The organism is Olsenella uli, from assembly GCF_901212675.1.
Taxonomy (GTDB): Bacteria; Actinomycetota; Coriobacteriia; order Coriobacteriales; family Atopobiaceae; genus Parolsenella; species Parolsenella uli_B.
This window is the reverse complement of sequence record NZ_CAAKOQ010000050.1, coordinates 92040-111200: the sequence shown is the minus strand read 5'-3', so window position 1 is coordinate 111200 and position 19161 is coordinate 92040. Positions and strand designations below refer to the sequence as shown.

Here is a 19161-nt window from a genome sequence, read left to right as displayed (position 1 = left end):
CTCTCGGCGGTGCTCGGCGTGGTGTGGAGGAGGGCCAGGCGCTGGCTGCTCAGGGCCCTCCGCATCGACGAGAACGCCGGCAAGGTCACCGAGCCCGCCGTCGAGAAGCTCTCCGCAGACCCCGCCGCCCGCGCACAGGCCCTCGAGACCGCCGCCTCCCAAGCCAAGGTCGAGCGCCTCGCCCAGGGCATCCGCTACCACCGCCCGCTCGCCTGGCGCGAGCGCCTCGCCCTCGCCCTCGTCGCCTGCCTCACCCTCTCGCTCACCCTCATTGTGGTGGCGCCGCTCGAGGTCGTCGTCGCGGGCTCGGGCAGCCTCGTCTTCAACGTCACCAACGTGTGGCTGCCACTCCTTGTCATGGCCCTCGCCATCGGCACGGTTGCGGCCCTCGCGCTCTCGGCCGTGCGCGGCCGGGCCTTCGACGTCCTGCTTGCCCTCGTCGCGGCTGCGGGCATCTGCGCCCTCGTGCAGGAGATCTCGCTCAACCAGGGCCTTCCCCTCGCGGACGGCACGCCCGTGGCCTGGGAGAAGTTCGGCGAGCAGATGGCCACCTCCGGCGCCGTGTGGCTGGCCGTCCTCGCTGTGCTCGCGCTCGTCTCGGCGCTCCGCCCCGTTGCCACGCGCGTCGTCACCGTGCTCGCGGCCATCGTCCTCGTGACCGCCCAGGGCGCGGGCCTCGCCATGCTCGTCTCGCACAAGGCGGCCGACATCGCCCGCCCCGTCGCCACCGAGCAGGGCCTCACCGAGGTCTCGCCCAAGTCCAACGTCATCGTCTTTGTGCTCGACACCTTCGACACGCGCTACATGGACCAGGTGATCGACCGCTACCCAGACGCCACGCAGGCGCTGGGTGGGTTCACCTACTTCCACAACTCGGTGGGTTCCATGATCCCCACGCGCTACGGTGTTCCCTTCCTCGTGACTGGCCACGAGCTCGACCCCAACCGGCCCGTCTTTGACACCGAGGAGGTCACCGGCTGGTTTGCCGGGGACAACCTGCTCGATGACGCGGCGCGCCAGGGCTACTCCGTGGGCGTCTACTCCGACACGGTGGCGCCCGGCCTGGAGTCACTGGCGGGCAAGACCATGAACGTCCGCGCCGTCTCGCCCTATCTCGCGAACCCCGTCTCGTGCCTGCGCGTCCTGGGCGCCACGGGCCTCTACCGAGACCTGCCCTGGGTGCTCAAGCCCCTGTTCTGGTTCACGACCGACCAGCTCAACGAGGCCGTGGTGCCCCGCGGGGAGCGCGCGGCCGACGAGACCCCCTACGCCGTGGACGACCCTAACTACCGCCGTGTGCTCGACACCCAGCACCTCACCGCAACCGACGGGGCCGCCGCGGGCTCGTACCGCGTCATCCACCTCATGGGCTCGCACAGCCCCTACCTCATGGACGAGAACGCCAACACCGAGAAGCTTCCCCAGGACGAGGACTCGATGATCCGCCAGAGCATGGGCTCGCTCAGGCTGGTGGACGAGTACATCCAGCAGCTCAAGGACCTGGGCGTCTACGACCAGACCACGCTCGTCGTCACGGCCGACCACGGCGTGTGGCCCTGGGGCAACCGGCGCCTGCCCAAGGCGACGAGCCCGCTTATGCTCGTGAAGCCCGCCGGCGCTGACACGAGCGTGCCCATGCAGGTCTCCGAGGCTCCCACCGGGCACCTCGACCTGCCGGCCACCATCCGCGAGGCCCTGGGCGCCGAGGCGCAGGGCCCCACGGTCTTTGACGTGCCGGACGCGCCGCGCGAGCGCACCTTCTACTGGACCGACCACGACGGCAAGATCGACCACAGCATCATCGAGTGGCAGATAGACGGCGACGCCCTCGACTTCTCGAACTGGCGCGAGACCGGCCGCTCGTGGCCCGTCGACATGCAGGGCTACCGCGAGGGTGACGTCCTAAGGAGTAGCGAAACCTGGCGGGGGGGGGGTGCCCGCTCGGGGGCGTTGCGTTGGCCGCGTGACCCCGCACGGGCACCTGTCACATATGCCGGGCAAGCGTCACGCAGCACAGCGTCCGTTGGCCGATAAGAGGCATATGTCAGGTGTGCGTAAGCGCGGGAAAGTATAAAGTCCTTATCAGAAATGTGTAAGCTTCTGGTAAGGAGACCATCATAGACCTCACGAAGAAGCAGTTCGAGGTTCTCTTTGACCTGCTCGAGCACCCCAAGACGAGCCAGCGCGGCACTGCGCGCCGCCGCAACCTGTCGCTGGGAAGCGTCAACGCCGCCCGCCGCGAGCTCACCGGGCTCGGCCTGCTCGCCGACGGCCGCGTCACCGCAGCCGGCCGCGCGGCCCTCGCGCCCCACCGCGTCGACAACGCCATCATCATGGCGGCCGGCCTCTCCTCGCGCTTTGCGCCTGTGTCCTACGAGCGCCCCAAGGGCCTGATCAGGGTACGCGGCGAGGTGCTCGTCGAGCGCCAGATCCGCCAGCTCCGCGAGGCGGGAATCTCCGACATAACCATCGTCCTCGGCTACAAGAAGGAGCAGTTCCTCTACCTGGCCGAGAAGTACGGCGTGCGCCTCGTCGTCAACGACGAGTATGCCTCTCGCAACAACAACTCCTCGCTGTGGCTCGTGCGGGACCGCCTCTCCAACACCTACGTGTGCTCGAGTGACGATTACTTCACCGAGAACGTCTTCGAGCCCTACGTCTGGCGCGCCTACTATGCCGCTCAGTACGCCGAGGGCCCCACGAGGGAGTGGTGCCTCTCCACCAACGGCGAGGGGCGCATCACCGCTGCCACCGTGGGTGGTCATGACGCCTGGTACATGCTTGGCCACGTCTACTTCGACCGCTCGTTCTCCACGCGCTTCGTGAGCATCCTGGAGTGTGAGTACGACCTGCCCCAGACCGCCGACAAGCTCTGGGAGGACCTCTACATCGAGCACGTGGAAGAGCTCGACATGCGTGTGCGCCCCTATCCCTCCGGCGTGATCAACGAGTTCGACTCCCTCGACGAGCTCCGTGCGTTCGACCCGCTGTTCCTCGACAGCATGGACTCCGAGGTCTTCGACAACATCACACGCACGCTCGGCTGCTCGCGCGACGAGATCCACGACGTCTACCCGCTCAAGCAGGGGCTCACCAACCTCTCCTGCCACTTCTCCACGGCGGACGGCGAGTACGTCTACCGCCACCCCGGCGTGGGCACCGAGCTGCTCATCGACCGCTCGGCAGAGCTGGTGGCCCAGCGCGCGGCCTCTGACCTGGGGCTCGACAGGACCTTCATGGACGGCGATGCCGCGCGCGGCTGGAAGATCAGTCGCTACCTGCCAGGCTGCAAGAACCTCGACGCGCACGACCCCGAGCAGGTTCGCCGCGCCATGCAGATGGCGCGAACCCTGCACGAGATGGGTGCCACGGTGGAGCGCAGGTTCGACTTCTACCAGGAGGCCAAGCGCTACGAGCGGCTGCTGCGCGAGCACGGGCCCATCTCGGCCGCGGGCTTTGAGGAGACGGCCGCCAAGGTCGAGCGGCTCGAGGCCCTCGTGCGCGCCGACGACGCGCCCACCTGCCTCTGCCACAACGACTTCTTCTCGCTCAACTTCCTCATCGGCACCGACGGGGCCTACCACCTCATCGACTGGGAGTACGCGGGCATGAGCGACTATGCCAACGACTTCGGCACGTTCTGCGTGTGCTGCCAACTGGACGAGGACGAGGCGGAGCGGGCGCTCGCGGACTACTTTGGCCGCACGCCCACCCATGCCGAGCTGCGTCACAACCTGGCACACATCCAGCTCGCGGGCTGGTGCTGGTACCTGTGGGCGCTGCTCAAGGAGGCGGAGGGCGACTGCGTGGGCGAGTGGCTCGGCATCTACCACCGCTACGCGCTCGACTACCTCGACCGCACGCTCGCGCTCTATGAGGGCGCAGACACTGGCCGGGCAACCGCAAAGGCCAAGTCGGCGAAGGCGGTCGCCTAGGTACGCGCCCCGCACGTCCCCACACGAAACCCAGAAGGAGTTCCCGCATGCTCGACGTTCTCGCACGGCTCTTCACGCAGGTGATGGAGCCCTGCTACGCTCTCACCGGCAACTGGTGGGCATCGATTCTCTTGTTCACCCTCATCGTCAAAGTCGTGCTCATGCCGCTGTCGCTGTGGTGCCAGTACAACAGCATCGTCATGGTGCGCATGATGCCCGCGCTCAACCGCATCAAGGTCACGTACTTTGGCGACCAGGAGACCATCGGCGAGAAGCAGGCCAAGCTCAACAAGGAGTACCACTACCACCCCATGCTCTCGCTCATCCCGCTTGCGGTGCAGGTGGTCATCCTGTTCGGCCTCGTGGAGGTCATCCACGGCGTCACCGACCACGGCGCGCCCGGCACCGAGTTTCTGGGCCTCGTGCCCGTGGAGGACGGGGGCCTCGCATGGATCATGCCCGTGCTGGCCGCGCTCTCGGCCGTGGTCATGGGAGAGGCACAGAACCGCATCAACCCGCTCCAGAAGGAACAGACGCGCCTCGAGAAGAACACCACCAACGGCCTGTCGGTGGCGCTCTCGTTCGTGCTGGGCATCTACGTGGCCGCCGGCATGGCGTTCTACTGGATCTGCTCCAACCTGCTCTCCATCCTCGTGCAGGTGCTCTGCAACGTCATCGTGCGGCCCGAGAAGTACGTGGACTACCAGGAGCTCGCCGCCAGCAAGGCCGAGCTCGACGAGCTCAACGCGCTCTCCGCCGACAAGGGCCCCTGGTGGAAGCCCAACCCGCTCGCCCGGCGCGAGCGCGCCGACTACCGGCGCTTCTTTGGCACCGTGAACAAGCACATCGTGTTCTACTCGGAGCGCAGCGGCTACTACAAGTACTTCCAGGGCGCCATCGAGTGGCTGCTTGCCAACTCCACCGCGCGCATCCACTACGTCACCAACGACCCCAAGGACAACATCTTCGAGCTGGCCAAGGACGAGCCGCGCATCATGCCGTACTACATCGGCGAGAAGCGCGCCATTACGCTCATGATGAAGATGGACGCCGACGTGGTGGTGCTCACCCTCGATGACCTGGACAACTACTACATCAAGCGCTCCTACGTGCGCAAGGACGTGAAGTACGTCCACATGCCGCACCACATGACGAGCATGCACCTCACCACGAGCGAGCGCTCCTACGACCACTACGACGCCATGCTCTCGGTGGGCCCCCACCAGATCCGCGAGATCCGCCGTATCGAGCAGATGCGAGACCTGCCAGCAAAGCAGATGGTGGAGTGCGGCTACGACCTGCTCGATCGCCAGATCGCCGAGTACGCCGCGCGCGAGAAACCCGTGCACGAGCGGCCCGTCGTGCTCATCGCGCCGTCGTGGCAGAAGGACAACCTGCTCGACTTCTGCGGGCGCGAGACCATCGACCCACTGCTTGCGGGTGGGTTCCGCGTCATCGTGCGCCCGCATCCCGAGTACCTCAAGCGCTACCGCCCACGCTGGGAGGCGCTCTGCGCGCAGTACGAGGGCACGCCCACGGACCGGCTGGTCCTCGACCAGGACTTCAGCTCCAACGAGTCCATCTACGACGCCGACACCATCATCACCGACTGGTCGTCCATCTACCTGGAGTTCTCGTTCGCGACACTCAAACCCAGCATCCTTATCAACACGCCGATGCGCGTGGCCAACCCCGATTGGCAGAAGGTGGGCATCGAGCCCACGGACATCTCGCTCAGGCGCGAGCTGGGGCGAGAGGTGGAGGTGGCTGACCTGGCCGGCCTCGCGGACGTGGTGCAGGGGCTGCTCGACCACCAGGTCGACTGGCACGAACGGCTGAGGGAGGTCCGCGAGCGCACGATCTTCAACCTGGGGCATGGCGGCGAGGTTGCGGGCAGGTTCCTGCTGGACACCATGCTCGCGCAGCAGGCGCGTCGAGAGGGCGGTGCGGCCCCGACGGGCGGCCCGGCTGGCGCCGCCGACGACGAGGTGGACGATACGAACGACGGGAGCAAGAAAGGTGGTGTTGCCCATGAGGCGCGCTAAGTATCTGCTGGTTTCGGCCTTTGACGTGGCCTCGGTGGTCGTGATTGTGGGTGGGGCGTGGCTCGCGCTCGCCGAGCCGGCCGCCGCCTACGTGGACCCCTCGGTCATGACCTACACCATCCAGGCGCTCGCCGGCGTGGCCGTGGCACTCTCGGCGGTGCTCGGCGTGGTGTGGAGGCGCGCGCGGCGCTGGCTTTTGCGGGCGCTCCGCATCGACGAGAACGCTGGCAAGGTGGTCGAGGGCGATGTGTCGCTCATCTCGGGCGACGACGCCCAGCGCCGTGGCCAGCTCTCGAAGGCCGACGACGCGGCCCGCGACGAGCGCAGCCGCCAGGGCGTCGAGCAGCCCCAGCACCTGCCCTGGGGCGCGCGCCTTGCGTTGGCTCTGCTCGCGAGCGTCACGTTGAGCTTCATGACCATCGTGTCCGCCCCGCTCGAGATCGTGGCCACCAACGCGAGCGGCCTGTCCTTCTCGCCGGCGAACGTGTGGGCGTCGCTTGCCGTGGCCGCCGTGGTGGTGGCGCTCGTGGTGGCGCTGGTCGTCTCCGCGCTCAAGGGCCGCGCCTTTGACGTGGCGCTTGCCGTCCTCGTGGCGCTGGCGCTCGCCGAGCTCGTGCAGGCCCTCTTCCTGAACGCCGGCCTGCCCGCCGCCGACGGCCAGCCCGTGGCGTGGGATGACTACACCAAGATCACCCTCGGGTCGGCCGCGGCCTGGCTCGCGATCATCGTCGTCTCGGTCCTCCTCGCCATCAAGAAGCCCTCCGCCTCCAAGGGCGTCAGCGTCGTCACGAGCTTCCTGCTCGTCCTCACCTCTGCTGTGAGTCTGGGCACGGCCATCTTTGCGAACGCCTCCGAATTCGACCGGCCCTATGTGACCAACGACGGTCTGTACTCCGTGTCGTCAAAGTCCAATGTCATCGTGCTGGTCTTGGATTTCTACGACACCCAGACCCTTGAGAAGGTCGTCGAGCAGTACCCCGACGTCCTCGATGAGCTTGGCGGCTTTACGTGGTTCAGGAACTCGGTGGGCGAGATGATTCCGACGAGGTTTGGCATCCCCACCCTCGTCACCGGCCGGATGCTCGACACGAGCAAAGATGTTATCACCAGGTCGACGGTGGGCACGTGGTTCCAGGAGCGGAACCTGGTCGACGACATTGGCGACCAAGGCTATAGCGTGGGGATCTACTCTGACTCCGTGAGCGCAACGGCCCTGCAGGGACGGGCCGAGAACATCCATGGGCTCAAGAACATCCGGACGAACCCCCTGACAACGATTGAGCAGCTTGTCCAGTGCGCCCTGTACCGCAATATGCCGTGGGCCATCAAGCCGTCGCTTCGCTACTACACGGACGACCTCAATCGCGCGGTCATCATGCGGGACGGCGCCAACGATGCCGGTACGGCCTACGTGACTGACGACGCGGCATACTTCGACAGGCTGAGCGAAGAAGGGCTTTCCACGGTGGCGGAGGGGGAGCGCGGCGCATTCCGCTTCATCCATCTCATGGGAGACCATGCCCCGTACACGTTGGACGAGAACGCCCAGCGGGTGTCCGAGGAGAGCACGGACAAGTATCGCCAGGGCGCCGGCGCGTTCAAGATCGTGTCCGAGTATCTGCGCCAGCTCAAGGAGCTCGGGGTATATGACAACTCAACCATCGTCATCACGGCCGATCACGGTGACTATGACTGGAGCGCCAAGCTCAAGCAGCCGGTGAGTCCCATCCTGCTGGTGAAGCCTGCGGGCGCTGGTGCCGAGATGCCATGCCAAGTCTCCGATGTGCCCACTGGTCACATGGACTATGCCGCAACGATTCGCGAGGCTGTGGGCTTGAACGTGCAGGAGCCGACGGTATTCGAGGTCGGCGACGAGCCGCGCGTTCGCTACTTCTACAACAACGAGCAGGACCAGACCCCGGACAGCGCCCATGCCGATCTGGGTGAGTGGGAGTACAAGGTCGATGGCCATGCGCTCGACTTCTCCAGCTGGACCTTAACCGGCAGGTTCTGGCCGATGGTCGACTAGGCCCGTCGTACGTTGCGAGGTTCCGGAGCCGCGATGCGCCATCGTTGGTCGCTGCCCGGTTCCTCACCATGCGTCCCATACCCAGACTTGTGCAAAACCGCCACGAAACGCGCAATCAAGTGCGGCTCGTGGCGGTTTCGCATGTTACGGCCGGGATTTGTGCAAGTGGGAGCAGGGCTGGTGTCCAACGAGTCGTTCGTGCTCGTTTGTTTGTCCTACGCGCCTCCTGCATCTCCCTCGGCTTCCCGTAGACGGCCCCGTCGAATTCGCAGCCCATCGCAAGCGCCCTTTCCGATCAAGGGCGTTGCGACGTTCACTAGAATCCGTCCGTACGAGGCCATCGCCCGGGCTTTCTTCAATGCGCTGGAGAGGCATGGTTATCACAACCACAACGTGTATGTATATGCTGGTTAATGATGGGTCCATCCGCACGGCAATGTGGGTGGGCCTCATGGCTTGAGCTCCGGACCGTGTTGTGCGATGCCCCCAGTGTGGTATTCAACGGTGCATGCCTCTCCTAGCTGTCTCCGCAGTATACTTAGCTCGGACAAAACCGAGTCGGAGGGAACCGAGCTGATGGAGTTCATCGGACGCACGGAGGAAAGAAGGCGAATACGGCGTGCGCTGGCAGAAGAGGGCGGGCGCACGATTCTCGTCTACGGCAGGCGTCGTGTGGGGGAGAGTGAGCTAATCAAGCAGTGTCTTCGCGAGGTTCCGGCAGACGGGCTCACGCTCTATTACGAATGCAGGCAGACTTCCGAGATGGACAATGTCGAGAGCCTGTCTGCCCTCGTCTCCCAGCAGCTCGGCATGCCGCCTCTGGCCTTCGGTTCCATGGAGGGACTCCTCGAGTTCCTGTTCAGGAGCGCGGCCGGACAGCCGGTCACATTGGTTCTTGATGAGTATCCCTATCTGCGGCAAGGGGTGAGGGGGCTCGATAGCATTCTTCAGTCCCTTATTGACCGTCACAGAGATACCTCACGGATGCACCTTGTCCTCTGTGGTTCATTCGTAGATGTCATGCGGTTACTGCTCGGGCGCTCGAATCCGCTCTATGGTCGCGTGGATGTTACTGTCGACCTTAAGCCCATGGACTACTACGACTCAGCCCTCTTCTACCCCTCGTTCTCCGAGGAAGACCGTGTGCGGCTCTTCAGCGTCTTCGGCGGCATTCCCTACTACAATCGCCTCATCGACTCCGGTCTGTCCGTGCGCGAGAACGTCATTGAGCTCATTGCCTCCCAGGGGGCTCGCCTCGAGAACGAGGTGTCTCTCTACCTTGGATCGGAAATATCAAAGATCTCGAATGCAAACGAGGTCTTTGGCGCGCTTTCTCAGGGCTATTCAAGGTACAAGGACATCCTTGCCCAGTCTCATGTGTCGAGCGGTCCCACTATGGTTGATGTCCTCGACAAGCTTATCCGCATGGAGCTCGTTCAGAAGCAGGTGCCCATCAACGACCCCGGGAATCGTCGCCGTGTGGCGTATAGGATCGTCGATGGTCTCTCCCTGTTCTATTACCGCTATGTGTTTCGCTATGCCTCGCAGCTGAGCGTGATGAACCCGGAGGCCTTTTTTGACCGCTTTGTAGCCGACGACTTCGAGCATCGCTATGTGCCTGTCGCCTTCGAGGAAGTGTGCCGACAGTATCTTGTTCGCCAGAATCGCGCGGGGATGCTGGAAGAGCCTTTCGACCTTATTGGCCGGTACTCATACGATGATCCCGTGGCCCACAAGAACGGCGAGTTCGATGTGGTGACGCACGACTCGAGGGGCTACGCGTTCTATGAGTGTAAGTTCAGAAGGACTCCCGTGAGCAGACAGATGGTGAGCGAGGAGATCGCACAGGTTGAGCAAGCTGGGCTTTCTTGCTACAAGTATGGCTTCTTCTCGCGCTCCGGCTTCGATTGTGCGCCCGAGGCCAACCAGGTGTTCATCGGCCTGTCGAGGCTGTTCGAATAGCCATGCGGCAAACCGGTCTCATTTTGATTTGATACGGCTGGTTGCCGATTCGGCCGTCGGTCGTTGTTGCCGTATGGTGTGGTGGGAGCAGCCCGTGTGAGACGGAGTCGTTTAACAACGCGCAGGTGTCGATAAGACTGGGCATTCTGAGGGCGTGCGATGGGACGTGTGGGTGGTGGCGGTCCTTCGCCTGCGAAGGGGCCATTTCTTCCTGCTGTGTACCGGCTCTCGTGCACCTAGCGGTGGCGACCGTCTCCCAGGGCGGCTTCTATGGCGATGTTGCCTCGTCTGCTGCCATCCTCCTGGTGTGGGGTCAGTCCATGACTTCTTTAAGGGCACGCCGGTGGTCAACGTGTTGTTCTCCGTTGCTCTGTGGACTTCCTGCCCTTCTTCTCTCTCCATGTCGGTGTCGGTGTTCGTCTTTGCCAAGCAGGTGCGGTGGGAGCGGGTGTTCTCGACCCAGCGGAGGGCCAAGATCCTCTCGACTTTGGCGGGCGGCAGCTTTGGCGTGTACCTCATGCACATGGTCTTCTTCTGGTATGCGCTACTCATTACTGGCATGAATGGCGGTTACCTATTCTGGCGCACGGTGATGCCGTTTATTGTCTATGCAGCGTGCGCTCGTGCTTAAGAGGATTCTGTTCGTGAGGGCGATTGTGCCGTAAGGCTCGATTGCAAGTCGGCGGACCTGATGCACGCATCAATTGGTGACCCCGTTCGTGGAGCCCCCTTTTTTCGGGGGGATTATCTGGGGCTATGGAAAACGGTGATATCCTCGTTCAGAACACTGAGCCGATTTGGGAGGAACACGTGCCTCGATTCTCCATCGTCATTCCCGCCTATGACAATGCCGCCTACCTGCCACAGTGCCTCGACAGCCTCAAGTCGCAGACGTTCGAGGACTGGGAGGCCATCGTCGTCATCGATGCGAGCCCTGATGACAGTCTCTCCATTGCGCAGATATATGCGGGGCAGGATGGCCGCTTCAGGGTGCTCGACAAGACGGTGAACGGGGGACCGCACCTTGCCCGCAAGTCCGGGGTCGAGCTTTGCGAGGGTGACTTCGTGACGTTCCTTGACGCGGACGACGAGCTTGCCCCGGATACACTCGAGCTGCTCAGCAAGGCCCTGCCGCTGGGGGGCAACTCAATCCTCCACTTTGGTCTCACCTGCGAGGGGGAGGGCGTATCCGATGAGATAGCTCGCTCCTTCGAGGCGTGGGCCAATGTGGACGCCCCTCGGCTCGATCGCGATGGCCTCATGGAGGCCATATTCTCCAGCGACTCCGAATATGGCAAGGACTGGAATGTGGACCACCGCGTGTTTACGCGCGGGCTCGTCCAGAAGGCCTTTGCCGAGATGGCGGATACCCGCCTTGGCAGGGCCGAGGATGGCTACGAGACGTTTGTGCTCGCAAGCCTTTCCGACGGCGAGGTCACGAGAAACGACATAAAGGGCTATCGCTACTTCATTGGCCGTGGCGTTACGCGTGACTCCAGCCTTTCGCCCGAGATTTTCCTAGCCCATTCGCGCGAGATGCACGATTGCTCCGAGGCTGCCAAGGCACATGCCAGGGCGATGGGCGACGAGGTGTGTCTCGAGAGTGCCCGAGCCTTTGAGCGCCGCCTGGTCTTCTCCATGGCAAACGACTGGTACGACCGAGTCTCTGATGACGACAAGTCCGCCACCATACGCAATCTTGCCGACATCGCGGGCGGTTCGCTCGTGGCGACCCAGCTCATGCGCTTCGTGCGTGACAAGGCCTACGAGGCCCTGCTTGCCGAGAGGCGGCTTACGGGCAAGGAGGTTTTCCTGGTGTGGCATCGTCTCGCCAAGGAGCTCGCCGCAAGCGACGCGGGCCTGACGGACGAGTACCTCTCGTATTCCGATGTGGCGGAGAGCCACCTCAGGAACCTCGCCCAGCGCGTCAAGGCCAAGAAGCCGCAGCCCCCCATCCGCATCTTCGTCTCCACCCACAAGGACGTCGACCTCTTCGAGAGTGACATCCTGCAGCCGGTGCAGGTGGGCTGTGCCCTGCGCGAGCGGACGTACGACTGGGCGCTCCATGACGACGACGGCGAGAACATCTCCGCGCAGAACCCCATGTACTGCGAGCTCACCACGCAGTACTGGGCATGGAAGAACGTCGAGGCAGATTACTACGGCTTCTGCCACTATCGCCGCTACTTCGACTTTGCCGAGGAGCGCCGCGAGGAGAACGAGTGGGGCGAGATCATCGACGGTCGCATCGATGCCGCCTCGCAGGCCCGCTATGGCCTCGACGATGCCACCATCACCAAGGCCGTCGAGGGCTATGACGTCATAACGACCGAGGTCAAGGACCTGCGCGAATTCCCCGGCGATGACAACACCCCGCTCAAGCAGTACAAGGCCGCAAAGAAGCTCCACTTCAAGGACCTCGAGCACGTCATTGCCATCCTCAAGGACATGCATCCCGACTACGCTCAGGATGCCGACGCCTTCCTCAACGGCAACCGCTCGTGCTTCTGCAACATGTTCATCATGCGCAAGGAGATTTTCCGCGACTACTGCGCCTGGCTGTTCCCAATCCTCGCCCGCTTCGTTGACGAGACGGACTTCTCCACCTACAGCGTGGAGGCCGTGCGCACCCCGGGCCACCTCTCCGAGCGCCTCTTCAACATCTACCTCAACCATCAGCTGCGCACGGGTGCCAACTGGCGCACCAAGCAGGTACAGTGCGTGCACTTCGAGCAGCCCGACAGGCACGTCGACGTGCTCGAGCCGCCCCTGCGCGAGGCCAAGGGCAGAAAGCTCGTGCCCGTGGTCTTTGCCGCCGACGATGCCTACACGCCCATGGTCGCCACGACCATCCGCTCCATGCTCGACAACGCTTGCCCCGAGCGCTTCTATGACATCGTGGTCCTTACGAGCAACATCTCCGGCGAGCACCAGGACCAGATGCGCCGCTGCCTTGTGGGTCGCCTCGATAACGTGTGGCTGCGCTTCCATGACGTCTCGGGCATCATCGGCGAGTACGACCTCAAGACGAGCAACGAGCACATCAGCGTGGAGACGTACTACCGCTTCCTCGTGCAACGCGTTATGCCCTACTATGACAAGGTGCTCTACCTCGACTCCGACCTTATCATCGAGGGTGACGTGGCCGAGCTCTTCGACACGGAGTTGGGTGACAGCCTGTTGGCCGCCGTGCGCGACGTGGACTATGCCGGCAACCTCAACATGCCGGACCACACGCGCATCAACTACACCAACCGCGTGCTTAAGATGAAGAACCCCTACGACTACTTCCAGGCGGGGGTGCTCCTGCTCAACACGCGGGCGATGCGCGAGGCCTATACTACCAAGCAGTGGCTGGAGTATGCGAGCGTACCCGAGTTCATCTACGACGACCAGGACGTGCTCAACGCTCACTGCGAGGGGCGCGTTCGCTTCCTCGACCCGTCGTGGAACGTCATGCACGACTGCGGCTGCCGCGTGGGCAACGTCTTCTCCTGGGCGCCGGCGCAGCTGTTCAACGACTACCTCGCCGCGAGGAGCCATCCCAAGATCCGCCACTACGCGGGCTTCGAGAAGCCGTGGAACACCTTTGGCTGCGATTGGTCCGAGTTCTACTGGCACTACGCGCGCGAGACTCCGTTCTACGAGGAGCTGCTGGGCAAGCTCTATGGGCAGGGCTCGGGCGCGCAGCAGAGGCTCGAGAGGCCTCGCCCGCCCAAGGCCATCTCGCCCAAGAACCCCATCCGTATGTTCGTCGACCCGCTCATGCCCTACGGCACCAAGCGCCGTGAGGTGTTCAAGGCCATCGGCCGTAGCGTGCGGGGGTTGGAGTAAGCAACAGCGAAGATGGTTTCGTTGAGTGTTCTTCGATATTTGCCAGGGGCTAGTAGTAAAGCCCCTGGCAGCCGCTTGCGGAAAGGGAGCCTACCGTGTTTGAAGGCCCTAAAGTGAGGCCTCGTTTTTCAATTGTTGCGCCTGCTTATAAGACTGCAGCTTATCTCCCCTCCTTTATTTCAAGCGTAAGAACGCAAGATTATTCTGACTGGGAACTCATTATTGTTGATGATGGAAGTCCGGATGAAACAGCAGAGCTTCTGCAGAGGGCAGCACGGGAAGATTCGAGAATCATACCTGTCATATCTGAGGAGAACGTGGGGACTCATAATGCACGTGCCCTTGGGGTGAGTCAATCGCGCGGTATTTATACGATTCTATTCGATTCCGATGATGAGATATGTCCTGGGACCCTTAGATTGCTTGATAAAGAGCTGGAGTCCCGACCGGTCGATATGCTTCATTTTGGGACCATGCTCTCTGATCCCCACAGCAGTATGTCATTGAAGGCTCGCGATGATTTACTTGCTCTGGTTAATTCCGAGCATAAGAGCCTGGTGGGCCCCAAGGCAATCCTCGATTCGTCCTTTTTGCTAGGGGAGGTCAATCTCAATCGTCAAGATTGGGGCATTCTCAGACGCGTGTGCAAAACAGAGTTGTTGCAGGAAGCATTCCGTCTCATGACGAACGAGAGGCTTGTGTATGGGGAAGATGCCTACGAGCTGCTTGTTGTGGGGAGCTTGACGAGAGAAGAGCACTTCAGAAACGATATTGTTGCCTATCGTTATTGCCTCGGGAGAGGCATTACGGCACAAAAGCGACTCTCGGCACAAGAGTTTATTGCAAGGGTAGAGGATTGGATGAGGCTTGTTGGTGCTGCAAAGGAGTACGTGAATGCTTACGTATCTATAGACCTGTCCCCCTACATCCAGACTCTTGATTCCTATCATTTTATGGCCGTAATGGGCAAGTGGCTTACGGATGTATCAGACGAATGCAAGGAAGAGGCTGCGCGAGAGACTGCCAAACTTGTCGGAAATGCCAGAGTGGCTTCCGAGCTTTGTCGCCTAGCTAGAGACAAGGCTTATGAGGACTGGGCAAACGGGATTGAATTCAATACTGGGGCCCCGTATCTTTCATGGCTTGCTCTAGCGGGGGAACTCTGTGGCAACAATTTTACAGATGAGGCTAGTAAACATTTTCACGATCAGGCATGGGGTCACATAGACGATTTAAAGCGACGCTCCGAAGAGATGCGTCAGATAATTGCAGACAATGACTACGATAAAGCACGGTCAACCGTATGTACCTCTGGACATATGGTCAATCATGCGGACGTGGTTTCTCATATTATGCGCAAGCTGTTCAACAAGTTTCACCGAGACGGAGTTATTAAGTAGATGCATTGTCTATAGATGCTCGGAGCCGTAGTATTTTAGTGTCTCTTGTTGTTTCGCAACACATCGTGTCGACCTGAGGGCGATTTGCTCATGCGCACTGACCCAATCAGGTTTTCTTGGTAGTCTGACAAGCGCATGGGATCTGGTGAAACAATTGGAGCTGAAATGAAGAAGGATATCTCCCGCAGGACGTTCCTCGCGGTTTCTGCGGTTGCGGCCACGTCTGGCCTAATCGGGAATAGCAAGCCCGCACTTGCAGAGGGCAATGCCGACAACGATGTCGTTGCTAGCTCCCCCGATGCTATTCCGTACAATCAGCTGAACGAGAATACGGCGTATGACGAGTTCGTTCAGTTTGGCGAGAAGTACCTCTCTGGTATGCCCGATCCTAAGGTCATGTCTGCTGCTGAGAATGATGGTATTTCTGCATATACCCTTAAGGCGGCCCCATCCTGGAGCTCTTCGGGCAGGGGCCCGAAGGTGCTGACGGAGGGAAACGGAAACGTCTTTCTTGACCAGGCGCTCAGGGTCGTCGATGTCTCGGAGCACAATGGCTATAACGACTGGAATGCTGCAAAGGCCTCAGGTGTGGATGCGGCAATCCTTCGAATCGGCTTTGGTACCGGTAACGTTGACGATAAGTTTGAGAACAATCTTTCGGGGTGCAAGAACGCGGGAATGCCGTTTGGCATCTACGCCTTCAGCTATGCCGATAATGCCGATGCGGCCAGGGGCGAAGCCTATTGGAACTGCACTCTGATGGAGAGCTTTGGTGTAGGCAAGGACATTCCCTTCTTTATTGACCTCGAGGAGTGGAGCTGGAAGGGAAGCGACGGCAGGCCACATTACTCTCCTACCAGTAGAAATACCTACGACTCGATAGTCAGGGCATACGTCGGCGCTCTAAAAAGCAAGGGCTATTGGAACGTCCATGTCTACTCTTACCTGAGCTATCTCAACGGCGTGTGCAACACGTCCTTCATCAGGTCCTATGCAAGCTGGATTGCCCAGTACAACTCGGTAGCGAATTACGACTATGCCACTGCCCCCAACCTGAGGGCCTGGCAGTATACGAGCACGGATTACATCAATGGCGTAGGTTCTACCGGTGAGGGTGTCGACTTCAGCGCCTTCTCCATTTTTTTCCCGTTCTCGACCCTCTATTCCATGGGCGGTTCTGCGAACGTTTCTCGCATCGCCGGAAACGATTCATGGGATACGGCTGCCGCAATCTCCAAGAAGACCTTTAGTTCCTCGTCGACTGCGGTCCTTGCGCGTGGCGATGACTTCGCTGATGCCATGAGCGCCACCGGCCTTGCCGGCGTCCTCGAGGGTGGCAAGGGTGCGCCCATCCTCCTTACCGACAGGGACTCGCTTTCCAAGGCCACGCTCGATGAGCTGCGACGTCTTGGGGTGAAGACCGTCTATCTCATTGGCGGCGAGGCGGCCATCAAAAAGAAGGTGGCGGAAGACCTCACATCGGCAAAGATCGAGGTCAAGCGCATTGCGGGAAACGAGTCGTATGACACGAGTGTCGTGTGCGCCAAGGAGATTCTCAAGCTTGACCCCAAGGCAACCTCGAAGGCCATCGTTGCCTATAGCCAGAATTTCCAGGACGCGCTCTCGATCAGCTCGTTTGCCTACAAGTACCACGTCCCCATCTTCCTGCAGACCTACGGCAAGAACTCCTCGCAGCGCAAGCTGACAAAGGAGGCTACCTCCCTGCTTAAGGATACGTGGGGCAAGGCGACGATTTACGTGCCGGGCGGCGATGGTGCCGTTGCGACCTCGACTGTCGAGGACGTGTTCGGATCTAGCCGCGTGGTGAGGAAGTATGGCAACACGGGTTATGACACCTCCAACGAACTCGCTACATACTTCGTGAAGGAGGGTCTGCTGTCCACAGATACCGTTGTGTTTGCGTCCGGAGCCCCTGCTCCCAAGGGTGTCGACGCCCTGGCGGGCGCTGCCATTGCCGGTCGTTCCTCGGCGCCTGTCATTCTTCTCAACAATAACCCCGATATGGGCGATTACGGTGTCACGGCTCTTGGGAAGGACAAATTCCTGCAGAGCAACTACAAGTCAGTGAAGACGGGCTATGTGCTTGGTGGGACTACGGTCATGCCGGATAGCATGTATAGCTGGATCAAGCAGATCATCTAGCTGCTTGGCTTCGGCCTGAGTATTTGGGGGGCTGGCACTTGATGTGCCAGCCCCTTTTTCGCCAATTTGAGAGTGTTCGGAGCTGCTGCCTCCTTCGTATTGAAAGCTGGACCATGAGGGTGCTGGCGATAGAGAACGGCAAAATGGGCCACACGTATAATTGAGTGCGATTATCTGGTTAGGAGGCGCATATGGGCATCTATCTCAACCCCGGGGCCGCCATGCTTCGCCAGGGGCGAAACTCGAGGGTCTACGTCGACAAGAGCGGCCTGCTGGGCCACCTCGACTCCGTCATCAACACGGAGCAGAAGTGCGTCTGCGTGAGCCGCCCGCGTCGCTTCGGCAAGACGATGGCGGCCAACATGGTGTGCGCCTACTACGACCGTACGGTCGACGGCGCGGCGGAGTTCGCGGGGCTCGAGATCGCGAGCAGCCCGAGTTTCGACGCCCACCGAAACCGCTACGACGTGCTCCACATCAACATGCAGGAGTTCCTCTCGGCGACGCATGACGCGGAGAAGCTCGTCGACATGCTTTCCCACCTCGTTGGGAGAGATCTTGCCCGTGCATATCCTGACCTCGACATCCTCTCCGACATGGGCCTTCCGATGACCATGGCAGATTGCTGCGCCCAGACAGGCACCCAGTTCGTCATCGTCATAGACGAGTGGGACTGCCCCATTCGCGAGAAGCAGGGTCGCCCCGACGAGCAGCGTCTCTACCTCGACTTCCTTCGTGCGTGGCTCAAGGACAAGCCCTACGTGGCCCTCTGCTACATGACCGGCATCCTGCCCATCAAGAAGTACGGCACGCACTCGGCGCTCAACATGTTCAGCGAGTTCTCCATGACGTCGCCCCGCCAGATGGCCCCCTTCGTGGGGTTCACCGAGGGCGAGGTGCGCGGCCTCTGCGCCGAGTGGGGCTGCGACTTTGACGAGTGCCGCGCCTGGTACGACGGCTACCGCCTCGAGGGGACGGGCGGCGCGCGCTACGAGGAGTACAGCCCAAAGTCCGTCGTCGAGGCCGTGACCTCGGGCATCTTCGAGAGCTACTGGACCGAGACGGAGACCTACGAGGCGCTCAAGCGCTACATCGACATGGACATGGACGGGCTGCGCTCGCGCGTCATCGAGCTTGTGGGTGGCGCTCACGTGCCCATCGAGACGCGCTCCTACGCCAACGACATGACCACCTTCGCCTCCGCGGACGACGTGCTCACGCTGCTGGTACACCTGGGCTACCTTGGCTATGACGCGAGGACGGGGGAGGCGTTCGTTCCCAACCGCGAGGTGTTCGGCGAGTTTGCGGTCTCCACGCGCGACGGGGGCTGGGGTGAGGTGGCGCGGTCCATCCGCGATTCCGAGTCCCTGCTCGCCTCGCTTGTCGCCGGCGACGCCGACGCGGTGGCCGCTGGCGTGGAGCGCGCCCACGAGGACGCCTCGTCCGTCATCGCCTACAACGACGAGAACGCCCTTGCCGCGACGCTGCGCCTCGCGTTCTTCTCGGCGATACGGCGCTGGAGGCTCGTGCGGGAGGCGCCCGCCGGCAGGGGCTTCGCCGACCTCACGCTCGTGCCGCTCGCGAGCTCGCCCGCTGACACCCCGGGCGTCGTCATCGAGCTCAAGTACGGCGACACGGCCGAGGCGGCGCTGGCCCAGATTAGGGAGCGGGGCTACGACCGCGCGCTCGACGGCCTCGTGGCCTCGGGCGACGTCGTGCTCTGCGGCATCGCGTACGACCCCAAGTCCAAGACGCACTCCTGCGTGATCGAGCGGGCGTAGCCCACGGCGCGG

General features: G+C 61.9%; 10 protein-coding genes. All 10 read left to right on the top strand.

What is annotated here, in order from left to right:
- Positions 1–2034: sulfatase-like hydrolase/transferase (locus EFAMC1_RS08950; RefSeq protein WP_154053934.1), on the top strand; the 2034-nt coding region annotated here is incomplete at its 5' end.
- 299 nt (positions 2035–2333) lie between these two features.
- Positions 2334–3935: a phosphotransferase gene (locus tag EFAMC1_RS08945; protein ID WP_261981844.1), complete on the top strand. Its 1602-nt coding sequence runs from the start codon at positions 2334–2336 to the stop codon at positions 3933–3935.
- A gap of 47 nt (positions 3936–3982) precedes the next feature.
- Positions 3983–5980, top strand: a complete 1998-nt coding sequence (locus EFAMC1_RS08940; protein WP_154053932.1) for a YidC/Oxa1 family membrane protein insertase — start codon at positions 3983–3985, stop codon at positions 5978–5980.
- Complete coding sequence (locus tag EFAMC1_RS08935) at positions 5967–8009, top strand: sulfatase-like hydrolase/transferase (protein ID WP_154053931.1); 2043 nt, start codon at positions 5967–5969, stop codon at positions 8007–8009. Before EFAMC1_RS08940 ends, EFAMC1_RS08935 begins: the two co-directional genes overlap by 14 nt.
- 576 nt (positions 8010–8585) lie before the next feature.
- On the top strand, positions 8586–9971 hold the full coding sequence (locus EFAMC1_RS08930; protein WP_154053930.1) for an ATP-binding protein: 1386 nt from the start codon (positions 8586–8588) through the stop codon (positions 9969–9971).
- A gap of 343 nt (positions 9972–10314) precedes the next feature.
- A complete protein-coding gene (locus tag EFAMC1_RS08925; RefSeq protein WP_154053929.1) occupies positions 10315–10602 on the top strand; it encodes a hypothetical protein in 288 nt (95 codons plus the stop codon).
- A gap of 179 nt (positions 10603–10781) precedes the next feature.
- Positions 10782–13805 carry a DUF4422 domain-containing protein gene (locus tag EFAMC1_RS08920; RefSeq protein WP_222838695.1) on the top strand — a complete coding sequence of 1008 codons (3024 nt, stop codon included), beginning with the start codon at positions 10782–10784 and terminating at the stop codon, positions 13803–13805.
- A gap of 95 nt (positions 13806–13900) precedes the next feature.
- Positions 13901–15205 (top strand): glycosyltransferase family 2 protein, encoded by a 1305-nt coding sequence (locus tag EFAMC1_RS08915; RefSeq protein ID WP_154053927.1) that lies wholly within the window; start codon positions 13901–13903, stop codon positions 15203–15205.
- Between the two features lie 165 nt (positions 15206–15370).
- Complete coding sequence (locus EFAMC1_RS08910; protein ID WP_187324636.1) at positions 15371–17368, top strand: cell wall-binding repeat-containing protein; 1998 nt, start codon at positions 15371–15373, stop codon at positions 17366–17368.
- Positions 17369–17559: 191 nt separating this feature from the next.
- On the top strand, positions 17560–19149 hold the full coding sequence (locus EFAMC1_RS08905; RefSeq protein WP_154053925.1) for an AAA family ATPase: 1590 nt from the start codon (positions 17560–17562) through the stop codon (positions 19147–19149).
- The last annotated feature ends 12 nt before the right edge of the window (positions 19150–19161 follow it).

Bases quoted from the DNA above. Each gene is read 5' to 3' on its own strand.
- EFAMC1_RS08905 (WP_154053925.1), top strand. From the start codon at position 17,560: ATGGGCATCTATCTCAACCCCGGGGCCGCCATGCTTCGCCAGGGGCGA.
- EFAMC1_RS08945 (WP_261981844.1), top strand. From the start codon at position 2,334: ATGGCGGCCGGCCTCTCCTCGCGCTTTGCGCCTGTGTCCTACGAGCGC.
- EFAMC1_RS08935 (WP_154053931.1), top strand. From the start codon at position 5,967: ATGAGGCGCGCTAAGTATCTGCTGGTTTCGGCCTTTGACGTGGCCTCG.
- EFAMC1_RS08910 (WP_187324636.1), top strand. From the start codon at position 15,371: ATGAAGAAGGATATCTCCCGCAGGACGTTCCTCGCGGTTTCTGCGGTT.
- EFAMC1_RS08940 (WP_154053932.1), top strand. From the start codon at position 3,983: ATGCTCGACGTTCTCGCACGGCTCTTCACGCAGGTGATGGAGCCCTGC.
- EFAMC1_RS08930 (WP_154053930.1), top strand. From the start codon at position 8,586: ATGGAGTTCATCGGACGCACGGAGGAAAGAAGGCGAATACGGCGTGCG.